We start from the raw sequence: 18,276 nt of genomic DNA on the forward strand, positions 1-18,276 counted from the left end.
GCGGAAAATGACCCAACGTTTACCGCTGGTCGCCGCGCAGCCGGGGATCTGGATGGCGGAAAAACTCTCAACGCTGCCCAATGCCTGGAGCGTGGCGCACTATGTCGAACTGAGAGGTGATATTGACGCCGCGCTGTTGGCACAGGCGATTGCCAGCGGTTTGTCGCAGGCCGATACGCTGCGCATGCGCTTTGAGGAGGAAAACGGCGAAGTGTGGCAGTGGGTTGACGAGGCGCCTGTTTTTACCCTGCCGGAAATCGTCGATCTGCGTGACAGCCGCGAACCGCACGCTACTGCATTACAGATGATGCAGGCCGACCTGGCGCAAAACCTGCGCGTGGAGAGCGGCAATCCGCTGGTTTACCACCAACTGTTACGCGTGGGCGAGCAGCACTGGTACTGGTATCAGCGTTATCACCATTTACTGGTTGATGGCTTCAGTTTCCCGGCTATTACCCGCCAGATTGCTGCCATTTACAGCGCCTGGCGACGCGGTGAGGCAACACCGACAACGCCCTTTACGCCGTTTGCCGAGGTGGTGGAAGAGTACCAGCGCTACCGCGAAAGTGACGCCTGGCAACGTGACCGCGCTTTTTGGGCACAGCAGCGCAGCGCGTTGCCCTCTCCGGTTTCGCTTTCCGATACGCCATTGCCGGGGCGTGCGGCAACAACCGATATTTTACGTCTCAACGTGGCGATGGATACCGGGGCATTTCGCCGCTTAACCCAGGCTTTTAGCCACAATTCACCCGCCGATCTGGCGCTGGCGCTGGCCGCACTGTGGCTTGGTCGGTTGTGCGGACGCACCGATTATGCCGCCGGGTTTATCTTTATGCGCCGTATGGGCTCAGCGGCGTTAACCGCCACCGGGCCGGTACTCAACGTGCTGCCGCTGGGCATTCATCTGGATGGCACACAAACGCTCTCCGGGCTGGCAACGACGCTTGCAGGCAGCCTGAAAGCGATGCGTCGCCACCAGCGTTATGACGCCGAACAAATTGTGCGTGACGCCGGGCGTGCGGCGGGCGACGAACCGCTGTTCGGTCCGGTGTTTAACGTCAAAATGTTTGATTACCTGCTGGATGTTGACGGCATTAAAGGCACTACGCACACGCTGGCGACCGGGCCGGTTAACGATCTGGAAATCGCCCTGTTCCCGCACGAAGAGGGCGAGTTGTCGCTGGAAGTGCTGGCGAACCGCAGCCGTTATGATGAATCCACATTAAAAACGCACGTCGAGCGCCTGGCGCATCTGCTCACGCAATTTGCCGAAAATCCGCAATTGCGCTGCGGCGATGCTGAGTTGCTCTTATCACCAGAAGCGCAGCGGCTGGCAGACATTAACGATACCGGCAAGGTGCTGCCGACCACCACGTTAAGCGCGCTGGTCGCTGCGCAGGCGGCGACAACCCCGGATGCGCCCGCGCTGGCGGATGCGCAGTGGCAATTCAGCTATCGCGAAATGCGCGAGCAGGTCGTGGCGCTGGCGCACCAGCTTCGCCAGCTTGGCGTACAGCCCGGCGACAGCGTGGCGGTGGCGCTGCCGCGCTCGGTATTCCTGACGCTGGCGCTGCACGGTATTGTCGAAGCAGGTGCTGCCTGGCTGCCGCTGGATACCGGTTACCCGGATGAGCGGCTGAAAATGATGCTCGAAGATGCCAAACCGCGATTGCTGATCACCGCGCAGAATCAACTGGCGCGCTTTAGCGATATTCCCGCGCTTCGCCATTTCTGCTACGAAGCCCCGCTGGAAACCCACGGCAGCGACGCGCTCAATCTGGCACGTGCGGAGCATACCGCGTACATCATTTTCACCTCTGGCTCCACTGGTCGGCCAAAAGGGGTGATGGTCGGGCAAACCGCCATCGTCAACCGACTGCTGTGGATGCAAGAGAGTTATCCGCTCACTGCGCAGGATGTGGTGGCGCAGAAAACGCCGTGCAGTTTTGACGTATCGGTGTGGGAGTTCTGGTGGCCGTTTATCGTCGGGGCAAAGCTGGTAATGGCAGAACCGGATGCACACCGCGATCCGCAAGCGTTGCAGGACTTCTTTACCCATTACGGCGTGACGACCACGCACTTTGTGCCGTCGATGTTGGCTGCGTTTGTCGCCTCGCTCACGCCGGAAAGCGCAAAGCGCAGTTGCCGCACGCTAAAACAGGTGTTCTGCAGTGGAGAAGCGCTGCCTGCCGATCTCTGTCGCGAATGGCAGCAGCTGACCGGCGCGCCGCTGCATAACTTATACGGCCCGACGGAAGCGGCTGTTGACGTAAGCTGGTATCCGGCATATGGCGAGGCGCTGGCAGGTGTGCGCGGCAACAGCGTGCCGATTGGTTTTCCGGTATGGAACACCGGGCTGCGCATTCTGGACGCGATGATGCGCCCGGTGCCGCCGGGCGTGGCGGGCGATCTCTACCTCACCGGTATCCAGCTGGCGCAGGGCTACCTTGGCCGACCGGATCTTACCGCCAGCCGCTTTATCGCCGATCCGTTTGCCGCAGGTGAGCGCATGTATCGCACCGGCGATGTTGCGCGCTGGCTGGAAAACGGCGCGGTTGAATACCTCGGGCGCAGCGACGATCAGTTGAAAATTCGCGGTCAGCGCATTGAGTTAGGCGAAATTGATCGTGCCATGCTGGCGCTGCCAGACGTGGCTCAGGCCGTGGCGCATGCCTGTGTCTTCAATCAGGCTGCCGCCAGCGGCGGCGATGCGCGTCAGTTAGTCGGTTATGTGGTTTCTGCCTCCGGGCAGCCGCTGGATGCGACGGCGCTGCTGGGGCAATTGCGTGAGCAACTGCCGCCGCATATGGTGCCGGTGTTGCTGGTGCAACTGGACGTGCTGCCGCTGAGCGCCAACGGTAAGCTCGACAGAAAAGCGTTACCGCTGCCGGAACTGGCGGTGCAGCAGGGCGGTCGTCCGCTCAACGCGGGTTTGGAAACGGTAGTGGCGCAGGCATTTTCCGGTTTGCTCGGGTGCGAAGTGAACGACGCGCAGGCGGATTTCTTCGCGCTCGGCGGACATTCGTTGCTGGCAATGCGGCTGGCGGCGCAACTGAGCCGCGAGTGCGAACGGCAGGTTACGCCCGGACAAATCATGGTGGCTTCCACGGTAGAAAAACTCGCCGCGTTGCTTGAACAAGCGCTTTCGGCGGAACAGGCCGGGCGGCTGGGGCTGGAAACGTTGCTGCCCCTGCGCGAGAGCGACGGGCCAACCCTGTTTTGCTTCCATCCGGCGTCCGGTTTTGCCTGGCAGTTTAGCGTGCTCGCCCGTCACCTTGCGCCGCGCTGGTCGATCATCGGTATTCAGTCACCACGACCGGATGGGCCGTTGCAACAGGCTGCCACGTTAGATGAGGCTTGTGAACAACACCTGGCGACGCTGCTGGCGCAGCAGCCGCACGGGCCGTATTACCTGTTGGGTTATTCGCTCGGTGGAACGCTGGCTCAGGGCATTGCCGCGCGTCTGCGGCAGCGGGGCGAGGCGGTGGCGTTCCTCGGGCTGCTCGATACCTGGCCGCCGGAAACGCAAAACTGGGCAGAAAAAGAGGCGAACGGCTTGGAGCCAGAAGTGCTGGCAGAGATAGAACGTGAGCGGCAAGCGTTTCTCGCCGCGCAGCAGGGGCAAGCCTCCGGTGAGCTATTCTCGGTTATCGAGGGCAACTATGCCGATGCGGTTCGCTTGCTGACCACCGCCCACAGCCTGCCGTTTGACGGCAAAGCCACGCTGTTTGTTGCCGAGCGCACGTTACCCGCAGGCACCGATCCGCACACCGCCTGGGCACCGTGGGTTCGCGAACTGGAGGTTTACCGTCAGGATTGCGCTCACGTGGAGATTATCTCGCCGCAGGCGTTTGAGCGCATTGGCCCGGTGCTAAGGGAAGTATTGGGGGAATAGATATTTCAGCGTTTATAAGGGGCGCGCGCCCCTTTATCCTGTTTTGCGCGGGGAACTGCTGAAGCCAGAAAATAGCGGGTGAACGAAGCAAAACCGTCACCACAATAAATATCGGGTAAACATCACCCGCAATGCATTTATCTGCCGCTACGCCCGAGCGGCACCACCAGCGGGGTATGGGCGATGGGATCGTCGATGATCATACAGCGCATGCCATACACCGCTTCAATCAGATCTGCGGTCACAATCTCTTTTGGTGCGCCCTGCGCCACGATTTTACCGTCGCGCAGCGCAATCAAATGCGTGGCGTAGCGGCAAGCCTGATTCAAATCATGCAGCACTGCCGCCAGCGTATAGCCCTGTTCGCGGTTTAACTCACTTAACAGTTCCAGCAAGTCGATCTGATAGCTGATATCCAGCCATGTTGTCGGCTCATCAAGCAGCATGATTGCCGTCTCTTGCGCCAGCACCATGGCGATCCATGCACGCTGACGTTGCCCGCCGGAGAGCGTATCGACGCTCTGCGTGGCCAGGCTTTCCACCCCGGTTGCCCGCATCGCGCGTTGCACGGCGTCGTCATCTTCTTTGCGCCAGCGGGTGAACAGCGGCTGGTGTGGATAACGCCCACGCGCGACCAATTCCTGCACGGTGATATCGCCAGGCGTGGTGGCGTTTTGCGCAAGCAACCCTATACGGCGCGCCACCTCTTTGCTGGCATAGCGCTGGATCTGCTCGCCATCCAGATAAACATGGCCTTGTGCGGGCGTCATCAGGCGGCTCAGCGTGCGCAGCAAAGTGGATTTACCACAGCCGTTAGGGCCGATAATGGCGGTGAAATGGCCGTCGGGGATCGCCACGCTTAAGCGTTCGGCCACCACTTTTTTGCCGTAGCCAAGGGTGAGCGCTTCGCCGCGCAAACGGGCAGATAAATCGGTCATTTCTTACGAGACTCCTGAATTAACAAGGCGATAAGGTAAATACCGCCCAGGCTGACGGTCACCACGCCGACCGGCAACTGATAAGGTGTAAAACCGCGCTGGGCAATCATATCTGCCAGCAATAACAACACCGCGCCGCACAGTGCGGACTGGGTTAACCCCCAGCGTGCGGTGGCACTGACCCGGCGGGCGATATGCGGTGCGACCAGCGCAATAAACGAAATCGGCCCCGCCAGCGCGGTTGCGGCGGCGGTGAGTGCGACGGCCACCAGCATCAGCATCAGACGTGAACGCTCAACGCTAACGCCAAGCGCACAGGCGCTGTCATCGCCCATTTCCAGCAACCGCATACGGCGTGCCAGCAGCGCGGCAAAAAGAAACATCACCAGCATGATCGGTGCGGAAGGGACGGTTTTCACCCAGGTCAGGCCATTGAGTGACCCGGCGTTCCACAGCCCGGCGGAGAGCGCCGTTTCCAGCGAGGCATGCAATAGCAGCCAGGTATTAAACGCCACCAGCATCGCGCGCACGCCAATACCGACAATGATCAAGCGGAATGTCTCAATGCCGTTGCGCCAGGCCAGCAGCCAGACCACCAGCGAGGTCAGCAGACCGCCCGCCATCGCCGCCAGCGCGATAGCGGCCAGATGCTGACCAAACAGCACCATCGCTACCAGCACACCGCTCCACGCGCCGGTGTTAAAACCCATCACATCCGGGCTGCCGAGCGGGTTGCGCATCAGCGACTGGAAAATCGCGCCACTCACGCCAAGCGCTGCGCCTATCAGCAGCGCCATCAGCACGCGCGGCAAGCGCCACTCCATTACGACCAGTTGCATTGCGCGCGGCGCGTCGCCAGTGAGCGCGTCAAGCACCTGTGAAAACGCCAGCGTCACCGCGCCGCTGCGTAAACCCCAGGTAGCTAAAAGCAACGCGGCAATAACCATGAGCAAGCAACTGCCGAGCAGGCGGCGGGAAGGCGCCATCATAAGCCACCTCCGCGCGCGCGACGCACCAGTACAATCAATACCGGCGCGCCGATAAAGGCACTGACCACGGAAACCCGCAGTTCGCCCGGCACCAGCAGTCGGCCAAGGATATCGGCAAACAACAGCAGGGCAGGGGTGGCAATCAACGTGACCGGCAGTGACCAGCGGTGATCCGCGCCCACCAGCCAGCGTGCCATGTGCGGCATCATCAGGCCGATAAAGGCAATCGGGCCGACAACCGCCGTCGCGCTGCCGCACAGCACCGTAATCACCACTAAACCGAGCAACTGCGTGCGCGCCACGCGGCTGCCCAGCGCCGTAGCGGTGTCGCTGCCGAGGCTCAGACTGTTCAGCGCACGGCTCAGCATCAATGCGATGAGCGCTGCCAGCAGCACCGGAATAAGGACAATTTTTAGCGTTTGCAGGGTGCGGATATCCAGCGAACCGGCCTGCCAGAAGCGCAACTGGTCGTAAACGTCGGCGTTAAGCAACGAAATGCCGCTCGATAACCCTTCCAGCACCGCCGCCAGCGCCACGCCCGCCAGCGTCAGGCGAACCGGGCTGAGCTGCCCGCCGCCCTGACTGCCGGTAAAGGCGACCAGCAGCGACGCCGCCAGCGCGCCACAAAAGGCGAGCAGCAGTTGTTCTACGGGCGTGACCGCGCCCAGCAGCGCCGCGCCGAGCACAATGGCGAAGCTGGCACCGGCGTTAACGCCGAGCAGGCCTGGATCGGCGAGCGGATTTCGCGTGAGGGTTTGCATTAACGCGCCGGCAATCCCCAGCGCGCCGCCCGCGAGTAAACCTGCCAGCGTACGCGGCAAACGTGCATCGTTGATGATGGTGCAGTCCGCGCTCTGGCAGACCCCAGTCAGGGCGTCAATGACAACCGCGGCGGGCAGGGGTTTTGCGCCAACAAACAGGCTGAGTGCAACGGCGACAATCAGCAATATCAATAACCCGGCGAGGGCAACGGGGCGCGCCGGGAAAGCAGAACACGACATAAAACGTCCCAAATTTGATAATGATAGTAATTATCGTTATCGATCTTGTTTTGATATGTTACCATGCGCAGCCTGCGAATGGACATAGAAAGTGTGTATTTAAGGCATTGGAATGAAGCAACAATCCTGGCTGTTGAACCTGAGTCTGCTGCGTACGCATCCGGCTTTTCGCGCGGTATTTCTGGCGCGTTTTATCTCGATTCTCTCGCTGGGTTTATTGGGCGTGGCGGTGCCGGTACAAATCCAGGCGATGACCCACTCCAGCTGGCAAGTTGGCCTTGCCGTCACGCTGACCGGCAGCGCCATGTTCATCGGCCTGATGTTTGGCGGTGTTCTGGCGGATCGATTTGAGCGCAAAAAACTGATTCTGCTGGCGCGTTCCACTTGCGGTGTCGGTTTTATCGGCCTGTATCTGAATGCGTTGTTGCCGGCGCCTTCGCTGCTGGCAATTTATCTGCTCGGTTTGTGGGATGGTTTTTTCGGCGCACTGGGCGTAACGGCGCTGCTGGCGGCGACACCCGCGTTGGTCGGGCGTGAAAACCTAATGCATGCCGGCGCAATTACCATGCTGACGGTGCGGCTGGGTTCCGTTATTTCGCCAATGTGCGGCGGTTTGCTGCTGGCGACCGGCGGCGTGGCGTGGAACTACGGGCTGGCAGCGGCGGGCACGTTTATCACCCTGTTGCCGTTACTGAGCCTGCCTGCATTACCGCCACCGCCACAACCGCGCGAGCACCCGCTGAAATCGCTCCTTACCGCCCTGCAATTTTTACTGCATAACCCATTGATTGGCGGCATCGCGCTGCTTGGCGGGCTATTGACGATGGCAAGCGCGGTGCGCGTGCTCTACCCGGCGCTGGCGATAAGCTGGAACATGTCGGCGGCCGAAATTGGCTTGCTGTATGCCGCGCTGCCGCTCGGTGCGGCCATTGGCGCGTTAACCAGCGGCAAGCTGGCGCACAGCGAACGCCCCGGCGTGATTATGCTGCTGGCATCCGTTGGCGCGTTTATCGCCATCGGTTTATTCAGCCTGATGCCCGTCTGGGCGCTGGGCGTGCTGTTTCTGGCGCTGTGCGGCTGGCTGACGGCGGTAAGTTCGCTGCTGCAATACACGTTGCTGCAAACGCAAACCCCGGAAGCGATGCTTGGGCGAATTAACGGTTTATGGACGGCGCAAAACGTTACGGGCGACGCCATCGGCGCGGCGCTGCTTGGCGCGATGGCGTCGATGATGACGCCGGTTTCGTCGGCGAGCATCAGCGGTTTTGTGCTGGCGATAGTGGGCGTGTTGCTGGTGATGGTGCTCGGCGAACTGCGGCGTTTTCGCCAGGCGCAGCCCGCCGCGGAAGCCTGATTAACCAAACAGCGCCGACAAACGTTGTAATACACGAGTGGCGCTGTAGTAATCAAGGCGGAACGTTTCCGCACCCAGCGCGTACACGCGGTGGTTTTGCACCGCAGGCAGGTGCGCCAGTAATGGGTTCTGGCTGAGCGCATCCGCGTCTTTCTGGTCGCTGGCAAACAGGAACAGCGCTTCACCATTCAGCCCGGCGGCCAGGTTCTCGCCGCCTAACTGAACGATGTCATGACGTTTCCCCTGGCTCTGGCTGGTGTGCAGATTCGCCGGTAACGGCGCGAGGGCGAAGCCCAGCTGCTGCATCAATTTTCCCTGCGCGGACTCTTCAGTCCACAGATTAGCGCCGTGCGCCGCCGGAGTATAAACCAGCGCGGTGACCGGCTGCGGTGGCAGTTTCATCCGCGCTTTAACCTCAGCAAGCTGTTGATTGAACTGGCTGATACGCGCCGCCGCCTCTTTTTCGTGACCAGTGATTTCGCCAAGCTGCGTTAACAACGCCTGCCAGCTTTTGTCATCGTAGTTGATGATAAGCGTCGGGGCGATGGTCGATAGCTGATCATACAGCGGCAACGCGGAGTCGCCGCCGGTGGCGCTGATCAGGATTAAATCCGGCATCTGCGCGGCAACGGCTTCAGCGTTGGGTTCGCCGATGTAGAGACGCGCGACGTTGCGCTGTCTGGCGATGTCGCCCCACTGGCGCAGAAAACCCTGCTCGTCGGCGAAACGGTTATTTGGCGTGGTCGCGCCGCTGGCGATAACCGGCGCGTCAATCGCCAGTAGCGAACCGGTGAGCGTCACGCTGGTGGAAACAATTCGCAGCGGCTTGCTGGTAAGGGCGTGTGTTCCGTGGCTGTCGGTTACCTGGCGAGGCCAGTCGGCGGCGATGGCTGAGGTTAGTCCTAAAACAAAAATACTCAAAAACACTAAGGGCTTACGGCTCCATAAAGAGAATCTCACAACGCGTTTCCTGTTTTTGTTGAGGTTAATGCTTCTCATTTTCATCGTTGAATGAAGCAGATGCAAGCATTAGCGCTGCGGGCGACGAATCTGCTGTTGACAGAGCGGGGCATAACTTTTTATCTTACTGCGACAAAACACAAATGATAATCATTCTTAGTTCATTTATCATTGTTGGAGGATGATATGGATACGTCCCTGGCTGAGGAAACCCGGCAGTCTGTGAATACGCTGGCCGCAGATCAGTTTTTCTTTATGTCGCCGTACCGCAGTTTCACCACCTCCGGGTGCGTGGCGCGTCTCTGCGAGCCTGCCGCGGGCGGCGATGCGCCCGACAGTGCTTTCCAGCAAAAGCTGGTACAAGCCTTTGCCGATGCGAAAGCGCAGGGCATTGCCCGCCCGGTGATGGTGGGGGCGATCCCGTTCGATACCACGCAGCCGTCTGCGCTGTTTATCCCGCATACCTGGCAAACCTTCTCCCGCCCGGAGAAACAGCGATCTGCACGCTATTTCACCAGCGGCGCGATGCCGAACGTCACGGCGCAGCAGGCGATCCCGCCGCAGGAGACGTTTATGCAGATGGTGGCGAACGCCGCCGCCCGCACCGCCACGCCGGAAGTCGACAAAGTGGTGCTCTCACGTCTGATTGAGTTAACCACCGACAGCCGTATCGACAGCGGCGTACTGCTGGAGCGCCTGATTGCCCAGAACCCGGCCAGTTTCAACTTCCACGTTCCGCTGCCGGATGGCGGCGTGCTGCTGGGCGCAAGCCCGGAATTGTTGCTGCGTAAAGAGCAGGAGCACTTCAGTTCTCTGCCGTTAGCCGGTTCCGCTCGCCGTCAACCGGACGACATTCTCGATCGCGAAGCGGGTAACAAGCTGCTGGCTTCGGAAAAAGACCGGCACGAACACGAACTGGTGACGCAGGCGATGAAAAACGTGCTGCAACCGCGCAGCCAAACTCTGACGTTGCCGGAATCACCGCAACTGGTCACCACTCCAACGTTATGGCACCTGGCCACACCGATCACCGGCACTGCATTAGCCGGGGAAAACGCGCTGACGCTGGCCTGCCTGCTGCACCCGACGCCTGCGCTGAGTGGCTTCCCGCACCAGGTGGCGAAACAGGTGATTGCCGAGCTGGAGCCATTCAACCGTGAGCTGTTTGGCGGCATCGTTGGCTGGTGCGACGCCGAGGGTAACGGCGAGTGGGTGGTCACTATTCGCTGCGCGCGGCTTCACGATAACCACGTTCGGCTGTTCGCCGGTGCCGGGATTGTTCCGGCCTCTTCGCCGCTTTCAGAGTGGCGCGAAACCGGCGTCAAGCTGACCACCATGCTGAACGCATTTGGTTTGCACTGAGGATCAACCATGACCATTCCTTTTACCCGCTGGCCGCACGAGTTTGCAGAGCGTTACCGTGAAAAGGGCTACTGGCAGGATTTACCGCTGACCGATATTTTAACCCGTCACGCGCACAGCGACGCCACAGCGGTGATTGACGGTGAACGGCGCTACAGTTACCGCCAGCTCAACGCTGCCTCAGACAATCTGGCCTCGGCGTTACAGGCGCAGGGCATCAAGCGCGGGGAAACCGCGCTGGTGCAATTGGGCAACGTCAGCGAGTTCTACATCACCTTTTTTGCGTTGCTGAAAATCGGCGTGGCACCAGTGAATGCGTTGTTCAGCCATCAACGTAGTGAACTGAACGCTTATGCCACGCAAATCGCACCGACGCTGCTGATTGCCGATCGCGCGCACGCGCTGTTTGAGAATGACCATTTCCTCACTGCGTTTGTTGCACAGCACCCGTCGGTGCGCACCGTACTGCTGCGCGGCGACAGCGGCGAGCAGGCGCTGGAAAACGCCATTGCCCGCCCGGCAGATAATTTTATCGCCACGCCAACGCCCGCCGATGAAGTGGCGTTTTTCCAGCTTTCCGGCGGCAGTACCGGCACGCCAAAGCTCATTCCGCGCACGCACAATGATTACTACTACAGCATTGTGCGCAGTAACGAGATCTGCGGATTTAACGCGCAAACCCGCTATCTCTGCGCGCTGCCTGCGGCGCACAACTACCCGATGAGTTCACCCGGCGCGCTTGGCGTCTTCCACGCCGAAGGCTGCGTGGTGCTGGCTGCCGATCCGAGCGCCACGCTCTGCTTCCCGCTGATTGAAAAACACCAGATTAACGTTACCGCGCTGGTGCCGCCGGCGGTAAGCCTGTGGTTACAGGCGATTGCCGAGTGGAGCAGCAATGCGCAACTCGCCTCGCTGCGGCTGTTGCAGGTTGGCGGGGCGCGTTTATCGGCAACGCTTGCGGCGCGTATTCCGGCGGAGATCGGCTGCCAGTTGCAGCAGGTATTCGGTATGGCGGAAGGGCTGGTGAACTACACCCGTCTGGACGATCCCTTTGACCGCATTATCAACACGCAAGGTCGCCCGATGTGTCCGGATGATGAAGTGTGGGTGGCGGATGAAAACGGCAATCTGCTGCCGCCAGGCCATGTTGGCCGCCTGATGACGCGCGGCCCATACACCTTTCGCGGCTACTTTAACAGCCCGGAACACAATGCCAGCGCCTTCGATGAAAACGGTTTTTACTGCTCCGGCGATCTGATTTCGGTAGACGAGCAGGGCTATATTACCGTGCAGGGGCGTGAAAAAGATCAGATCAACCGCGGCGGCGAGAAGATTGCCGCCGAGGAGATCGAAAACCTGCTGCTGCGCCATGAGGCGGTGATCCACGCCGCGCTGGTCAGCATGGAAGACAGCCTGCTGGGTGAAAAAAGCTGCGCTTACCTGGTCGTGAAAGCGCCGCTACGCGCGGTGGCAATCCGCCGCTTCCTGCGCGAGCAGGGCGTTGCCGAGTTCAAACTGCCGGATCGCGTGGAGTGCGTGGACGCACTGCCGCTGACGCCGGTGGGTAAGGTTGATAAAAAACAGTTACGCCAGTGGTTAGCGCAGCGCGCAACCGCGTAAAGGAGAGAAGATGGCGATTCCAAAATTACAGGGCTACGCGCTGCCAGGCGCGGCCGATATTCCGCAAAACAAAGTGAGCTGGCCGTTTGAGCCAGAACGTGCGGCGCTGCTGATCCACGATATGCAGGATTACTTTGTTAACTTCTGGGGTGAAAACTGCCCGATGATGCAGCAAGTGGTGGCGAACATCGCCGCACTGCGCGATTTCTGCAAGCAAAACGCTATCCCGGTTTACTACACCGCGCAGCCGAAAGAGCAGAACGATGAAGACCGGGCGCTGCTCAACGATATGTGGGGGCCGGGCTTAACCCGCTCGCCGGAACAGCAAAAAATTGTTGCACAACTCGCGCCGGATGAGGCCGACACCGTGCTGGTGAAGTGGCGCTACAGCGCTTTTCACCGCTCGCCGCTGGAGCAGATGCTCAAAGAGACCGGCCGTAACCAGTTGCTGATCACCGGCGTTTATTCACACATTGGCTGCATGACCACCGCCACCGATGCGTTTATGCGCGATATCAAACCGTTTATGGTCGCCGACGCGCTGGCGGATTTCAGCCGTGAAGAGCATTTGATGTCGCTGAAATATGTCGCCGGGCGTGCTGGTCGCGTGGTGATGACGCAAGAATTACTGCCTGTGCCGGGCAGCAAAGCGGCATTACGCGCGCTGATCCTGCCGTTGCTGGATGAATCCGACGAACCATTAGATGACGAGAATCTCATCGACTACGGCCTCGATTCGGTGCGCATGATGGCGCTCGCCGCGCGCTGGCGCAAAATACATGGCGATATCGACTTTGTGATGCTGGCGAAAAACCCGACCATTGATGCCTGGTGGGCGCTGCTTTCACGTGAGGTGAAATAATGGCCAGCCTGGATTTTACTGGCAAAGTTGTCTGGGTGACCGGTGCCGGTAAAGGCATCGGTTATGCCACGGCGAAAGCCTTCGTCGAGGCGGGCGCACACGTGACTGGTTTCGATCTGGCCTTTGGTGGCACGGATTACCCTTTCACCTGCGAAGTGCTGGACGTTGCCGACGCCGGACAAGTGCAGGCAGTTTGCCAGCGCGTGCTGGCGCAATGCGAAGTGCTGGACGTGCTGGTGAACGCCGCCGGGGTTTTACATATGGGCGCCACCGACGAACTGACAGCGCAAGCCTGGCACAACACCTTCGCCATTAACGTTGGCGGCGCGTTTAATCTTTTTCAGCAGACGATGGCGCAATTTCGCCGTCAGCAGAGCGGGGCGATTGTCACCGTCGCATCCGACGCGGCGCACACACCGCGTATCGGCATGAGCGCGTATGGTGCATCGAAAGCGGCGCTGAAAAGCCTGGCACTCACCGTCGGTCTTGAGCTGGCGGCAAGCCATGTGCGCTGTAACATTGTCTCTCCGGGATCGACCGACACCGACATGCAGCGTTTGCTGTGGGTAAGCGATGACGCTGAACAGCAGCGCATTCGCGGTTTCGGCGAGCAGTTCAAGCTCGGCATTCCGCTGGGGAAAATCGCCCGTCCGCAGGAAGTGGCGAACACCATTTTGTTCCTCGCTTCCGATCTGGCAAGCCATATCACATTACAGGATATCGTGGTGGATGGCGGCTCGACGCTGGGGGCGTAGATGATCTGGAAACGTCATTTAACCCTTGATGAACTGAACGCGACCAGCGAAAACACGCTGGTGGCGCACCTTGCCATGGTTTACACCCGCATCGGTGATGATTTCCTTGAAGCGGAAATGCCGGTAGACAGCCGCACGCATCAACCGTTTGGTCTGCTGCACGGTGGTGCCTCGGCGGCGCTGGCGGAAACGCTGGGGTCGATGGCGGGTTATCTGATGACCCGCGACGGCCAGTGCGTGGTGGGCACGGAATTAAACGCCACCCATCACCGTCCTGTTTCACAGGGCAAAGTGCGCGGTGTTTGCCAGCCGCTGCATCTTGGTCGGCAGAACCAGAGCTGGGAAATTGTGGTGTTTGACGAACAAGGCCGACGCTGCTGCACCTGTCGTCTCAGCACGGCGGTGCTGGGGTAGTTTCGCCCTCTCCGTAGCGGGAGAGGGCGCAATCTTGCGATCCCGTTAACACAATCAGGTAAATGCCTGGTGGCAGGGCAAATTTCCCATGTTTCAAAGTTGTTAAAACCCGCGAGTTGATATAGATACAAAATGTAACATCTCTCTGTCTCTCAACGGATACCCGCTATGAACAACTCAGGGAAATACCTTATTTGGGGCGTGCTGTCGCTGGTTGGCGCATTTGCCCTCGGCTATATCGCGCTTAATCGTGGCGAGCAGATCAACGCACTGTGGATAGTGGTTGCCGCGGTCTGTATCTACCTTATCGCTTACCGTTTTTACGGCCTCTATATCGCCAAAAATGTGCTGCAGGTTGATCCGACGCGCATGACTCCGGCGGTGCGCTACAACGATGGTCTTGATTACGTGCCGACAGACAAAAAAGTGCTATTCGGTCACCATTTTGCGGCGATTGCTGGTGCAGGTCCGCTGGTGGGGCCGGTGCTGGCGGCGCAGATGGGGTATTTGCCGGGCATGATCTGGATCCTCGCAGGCGTAGTGCTTGCCGGTGCGGTGCAGGATTTTATGGTGCTGTTTATCTCCACCCGTCGCGACGGGCGTTCGCTTGGTGAGATGGTGAAAGCGGAGATGGGGCCGACCGTTGGCGTGATTGCGCTGGTGGCGACCTTTATGATCATGGTGATTATCCTCGCAGTGCTGGCGATGATTGTCGTCAAAGCGCTGACCCACAGCCCGTGGGGAACTTACACCGTCGCCTTTACCATTCCGCTGGCGATTTTTATGGGTATCTACATTCGTTATCTGCGCCCCGGGCGGATTGGCGAAGTGTCGGTGATTGGCCTGGTGCTGCTGGTGTTCGCCATTATTTCTGGCGGCTGGGTGGCGGCAAACCCGGCGATTGCACCGTACTTTGATTTCACCGGTGTACAGCTAACGTGGATGCTGGTGGGCTACGGTTTTGTCGCCTCGGTGCTGCCGGTGTGGCTGCTACTGGCACCGCGTGATTACCTCTCTACTTTCCTGAAAATCGGCACCATTATTGGCCTGGCGATTGGCATTCTGATCATGCGCCCGACGCTGACCATGCCTGCGCTGACCAAGTTTGTCGATGGGACTGGCCCGGTGTGGACCGGTAACTTGTTCCCGTTCCTGTTTATTACCATCGCCTGTGGCGCGGTTTCCGGCTTCCATGCGCTGATTTCCTCCGGCACCACGCCGAAGATGCTCGCCAGTGAAGGGCAGGCTTGCTTTATCGGTTACGGCGGCATGCTGATGGAGTCATTCGTGGCGATCATGGCGCTGGTGTCCGCATGCATTATCGATCCGGGCGTCTACTTCGCGATGAACAGCCCGATGGCGGTATTAGCGCCTGCTGGCACCACCGATGTAGTCGCGTCGGCGGCGCAAGTAGTGAGCGGCTGGGGCTTTAGTATCACCCCGGATGCGCTCAGGCAGATTGCCAGCGAAGTGGGCGAGCAGTCGATCATTTCCCGCGCGGGCGGCGCACCGACGCTGGCGGTGGGCATGGCTTATATCCTGCACGGTGCGCTCGGCGGCCTGATGGATGTCTCGTTCTGGTATCACTTTGCCATTCTGTTTGAGGCGCTGTTTATTCTGACGGCGGTCGATGCCGGGACACGCGCAGCGCGCTTTATGTTGCAGGATTTGCTCGGTGTCATTTCACCGAACCTCAAACGCACGGAATCGCTGCCTGCTAACCTGCTGGCAACCGGCTTGTGTGTGCTGGCGTGGGGCTACTTCCTGCACCAGGGCGTGGTCGATCCGCTCGGCGGCATAAATACCCTGTGGCCGCTGTTTGGCATTGCCAACCAGATGCTGGCGGGCATGGCGCTGATGCTGTGTGCGGTGGTGCTGTTCAAGATGAAACGCCAGCGTTACGCGTGGGTGGCACTGCTACCAACCGCCTGGCTGCTGGTTTGTACGCTCACCGCAGGCTGGCAAAAAGCCTTTAGCCCGGATGCGAAAGTCGGCTTCCTGGCCATCGCCAACAAGTTCCAGGCGATGATCGACAGCGGCAATATTCCGGCGCAGTATACCCAGTCTCAACTGGCGCAACTGGTGTTTAACAACCGCCTCGATGCCGGTTTAACCATCTTCTTTATGGTCGTGGTGGTGGTACTGGCGTTCTACTCGCTGAAAACCGCGCTGGCGGCGCTGAAAGAGGATCAACCGACAGCGAACGAGACGCCGTACCAGGAAATGCCGGGCGACGTTGAGCAGATTGTCGGCCAGGCAAAAGGTGTGCATTAATCGCGTAACGCGGAGGAATTATGTTCGATACGCTTTCAAAAGCCGGGAAGTATTTAGGCCAGGCGGCGAAAATGATGATTGGCGTTCCGGATTACGACAACTATGTCGAGCATATGCGCGTGACGCACCCGGAGCAGACGCCGATGACCTATGAAGAGTTTTTCCGCGAGCGCCAGGATGCGCGCTACGGCGGGAAAGGTGGCGCACGCTGCTGTTAACACTCGTCTTGCTCAAAAAGCGGCGCTCATAGCGCCGCTTTTCTTTATCTACAGAAAACCCTCATCCAGGCTGGTGCTTCCGGAAAGCTTTCAGCTTTAAGCCAGTTATTTACGTCGGGATCAGGCGTTGGTGCCGCCATCAACAACAATATCCGCACCGGTAATCTGCTTCGCCGCCGGGCTGGCGAGGAAAGCGACCGCTTCGGCAATATCCTGCGCTTCACCGTAATGCCCGAGCGCAATCATACGACGCTGCTCGTCCGCGCCTTCGCCATCCGCCGGGTTCATATCGCTGTCCGTTGAACCGGGTTTAACCATGTTCACGGTAATGCCACGTGGGCCCAAATCCCGCGCCAGCCCACGCGTTAACGAGTTCAGCGCGGATTTTGTCATCGAATAAATGGCGATATCTTTAAACGGCACGCGATCGGAAAGGCAACTGCCGATATTGATAATGCGCCCGCCGTCCGGCAGATGGGCAATCGCCGCCTGCGTTGAGTAGACCACGCCGCGAATATTCACGTCGATCATCGCATCGATATCCTCCTGCGACATCGCTTCTAACTGGCCGCCGCGCGCGATCCCGGCGTTATTGACCAGAATATCCAGCCCGCCGAGTTGCTGCACGGTTTGATCAACGGCGGCGCGGGCAGCCTGTGGCTCGGCGCTATTAGCCTGGATCGCCACGGCGTTACGCCCCAGCGCGCGGATTGCGTCCACAACAGCTTGTGCTTTATCGGCGGATTTTTCCCAGGTGATGGCGACATCCGCCCCTTCCCGCGCCAGCGTTAAGGCGATGGCTTTTCCCAGACCCCGGCTCGCGCCAGCGTTAAGGCGATGGCTTTTCCCAGACCCCGGCTCGCGCCGGTGACCAGCGCGCGTTTTCCTGCAAGTGAATTTGACATGGTGGCTCCTGAATTATGTGTCGATTGATACATAATTAAAATAAACAGGCTTCCATACATTCGTCAATGTTATTAATATACCGATCAGCACAAAATGCGAGGAGGCGAAAGTGAGCCGGGGAAGACCACGGGAATTCGACCGTACCGAGGCGTTGAATAAAGCGATGAAACTCTTCTGGCAGAAGGGGTACACCGCCACATCCATGAACGATCTGTATGAGGCGATGGGCATTAAATCGCCGAGCTTATACGCGGCGTTCGGCAGTAAAGAAGATCTCTACGATGAGGTGTTGCAACACTACGAACAGTGCGTTGCACCAGCAATCTGGGGTGATATGGCAAGTGAGTCATCGCCGAAAAAAGCCATTGCTCAGTGGCTGGAGCGATCGGCAGACGTATTAACCCGCTGTGATTTGCCGCACGGCTGCATGGTGACGCTGTCCGCGGTTGCCAGCGAAGGCCATGAACGGTTGGGCGAGCGGGTTCGTCAGTTGCGTAATGGCGGGATTGCGCAGCTAAAAGCGCGCCTGAGCGAGGCGCAGCAGCGCGGCGAGTTACCTGAGACCACCGATATCGACGCGCTGACCCGGTTATACGTCAGCATTCAGCAGGGGATGTCGATTCAGGCACGCGACGGCGCGAGCCGGGAAACGCTGCTCGGCATTGCGCGTATGGCAATGGGACTCTGGCCTGTGTCGTAAAAATAGGCCACCGAAGTGGCCCGTTTGT

15 protein-coding genes are annotated in these 18,276 nt (G+C 59.5%); 10 read left to right on the plus strand and 5 right to left on the minus strand.

What is annotated here, in order from left to right:
- Window positions 1-7: 7 nt before the first annotated feature.
- Window positions 8-3,895 carry an enterobactin non-ribosomal peptide synthetase EntF gene (gene entF, locus ACFX4U_RS13670; RefSeq protein ID WP_313506539.1) on the plus strand — a complete coding sequence of 1,296 codons (3,888 nt, stop codon included), beginning with the start codon at window positions 8-10 and terminating at the stop codon, window positions 3,893-3,895.
- A gap of 137 nt (window positions 3,896-4,032) precedes the next feature.
- Here the strand turns inward: entF and fepC are convergent, their stop codons facing one another.
- The 3 genes from fepC to fepD are packed head-to-tail and all read right to left on the minus strand — an operon-like array spanning window position 4,033 to window position 6,823.
- Window positions 4,033-4,833 (minus strand): iron-enterobactin ABC transporter ATP-binding protein, encoded by an 801-nt coding sequence (fepC, locus tag ACFX4U_RS13675; RefSeq protein WP_305736822.1) that lies wholly within the window; start codon window positions 4,831-4,833, stop codon window positions 4,033-4,035.
- Window positions 4,830-5,822: an iron-enterobactin ABC transporter permease gene (gene fepG, locus ACFX4U_RS13680; RefSeq protein WP_313506541.1), complete on the minus strand. Its 993-nt coding sequence runs from the start codon at window positions 5,820-5,822 to the stop codon at window positions 4,830-4,832. Before fepG ends, fepC begins: the two co-directional genes overlap by 4 nt.
- Complete coding sequence (fepD, locus tag ACFX4U_RS13685) at window positions 5,819-6,823, minus strand: Fe(3+)-siderophore ABC transporter permease (RefSeq protein ID WP_313506542.1); 1,005 nt, start codon at window positions 6,821-6,823, stop codon at window positions 5,819-5,821. The genes fepG and fepD overlap by 4 nt, the downstream gene beginning before the upstream one ends.
- Before the next feature lie 112 nt (window positions 6,824-6,935).
- On the opposite strand from fepD, the gene entS reads away from it, so the two are divergent.
- Window positions 6,936-8,177, plus strand: coding sequence for an enterobactin transporter EntS (entS, locus tag ACFX4U_RS13690; RefSeq protein ID WP_313506543.1), 1,242 nt, complete (start codon window positions 6,936-6,938; stop codon window positions 8,175-8,177).
- Here entS and fepB read toward each other — a convergent pair whose 3' ends face one another.
- Complete coding sequence (gene fepB / locus ACFX4U_RS13695) at window positions 8,178-9,137, minus strand: Fe2+-enterobactin ABC transporter substrate-binding protein (RefSeq protein ID WP_313506545.1); 960 nt, start codon at window positions 9,135-9,137, stop codon at window positions 8,178-8,180.
- 186 nt (window positions 9,138-9,323) lie between these two features.
- On the opposite strand from fepB, the gene entC reads away from it, so the two are divergent.
- From entC to ACFX4U_RS13730, 7 genes are all read left to right on the plus strand, one after another.
- Window positions 9,324-10,499 (plus strand): isochorismate synthase EntC, encoded by a 1,176-nt coding sequence (gene entC / locus ACFX4U_RS13700; RefSeq protein ID WP_305736817.1) that lies wholly within the window; start codon window positions 9,324-9,326, stop codon window positions 10,497-10,499.
- A gap of 9 nt (window positions 10,500-10,508) precedes the next feature.
- Window positions 10,509-12,119 carry a (2,3-dihydroxybenzoyl)adenylate synthase EntE gene (gene entE, locus ACFX4U_RS13705; RefSeq protein ID WP_313506546.1) on the plus strand — a complete coding sequence of 537 codons (1,611 nt, stop codon included), beginning with the start codon at window positions 10,509-10,511 and terminating at the stop codon, window positions 12,117-12,119.
- A gap of 10 nt (window positions 12,120-12,129) precedes the next feature.
- Complete coding sequence (locus ACFX4U_RS13710; protein WP_313506547.1) at window positions 12,130-12,981, plus strand: isochorismatase; 852 nt, start codon at window positions 12,130-12,132, stop codon at window positions 12,979-12,981.
- On the plus strand, window positions 12,981-13,736 hold the full coding sequence (entA, locus tag ACFX4U_RS13715; protein ID WP_305736814.1) for a 2,3-dihydro-2,3-dihydroxybenzoate dehydrogenase EntA: 756 nt from the start codon (window positions 12,981-12,983) through the stop codon (window positions 13,734-13,736). The genes ACFX4U_RS13710 and entA overlap by 1 nt, the downstream gene beginning before the upstream one ends.
- On the plus strand, window positions 13,737-14,150 hold the full coding sequence (gene entH, locus ACFX4U_RS13720; RefSeq protein ID WP_271064285.1) for a proofreading thioesterase EntH: 414 nt from the start codon (window positions 13,737-13,739) through the stop codon (window positions 14,148-14,150).
- A gap of 168 nt (window positions 14,151-14,318) precedes the next feature.
- Window positions 14,319-16,424, plus strand: a complete 2,106-nt coding sequence (cstA, locus tag ACFX4U_RS13725) for a pyruvate/proton symporter CstA (protein ID WP_200551510.1) — start codon at window positions 14,319-14,321, stop codon at window positions 16,422-16,424.
- Between the two features lie 20 nt (window positions 16,425-16,444).
- Window positions 16,445-16,642, plus strand: coding sequence for a YbdD/YjiX family protein (locus ACFX4U_RS13730; RefSeq protein WP_017455812.1), 198 nt, complete (start codon window positions 16,445-16,447; stop codon window positions 16,640-16,642).
- 120 nt (window positions 16,643-16,762) lie between these two features.
- On the opposite strand, the gene ACFX4U_RS13735 is transcribed toward ACFX4U_RS13730, so the two are convergent.
- On the minus strand, window positions 16,763-17,452 hold the full coding sequence (locus tag ACFX4U_RS13735) for an SDR family NAD(P)-dependent oxidoreductase (RefSeq protein ID WP_380218179.1): 690 nt from the start codon (window positions 17,450-17,452) through the stop codon (window positions 16,763-16,765).
- 205 nt (window positions 17,453-17,657) lie between these two features.
- On the opposite strand from ACFX4U_RS13735, the gene ACFX4U_RS13740 reads away from it, so the two are divergent.
- Complete coding sequence (locus tag ACFX4U_RS13740; RefSeq protein WP_313506549.1) at window positions 17,658-18,248, plus strand: TetR/AcrR family transcriptional regulator; 591 nt, start codon at window positions 17,658-17,660, stop codon at window positions 18,246-18,248.
- Window positions 18,249-18,276 lie beyond the last annotated feature (28 nt).

The sequence above is a fragment of the Kosakonia sp. YIM B13588 genome, from assembly GCF_042788165.1.
GTDB lineage: Bacteria > Pseudomonadota > Gammaproteobacteria > Enterobacterales > Enterobacteriaceae > Kosakonia > Kosakonia sacchari.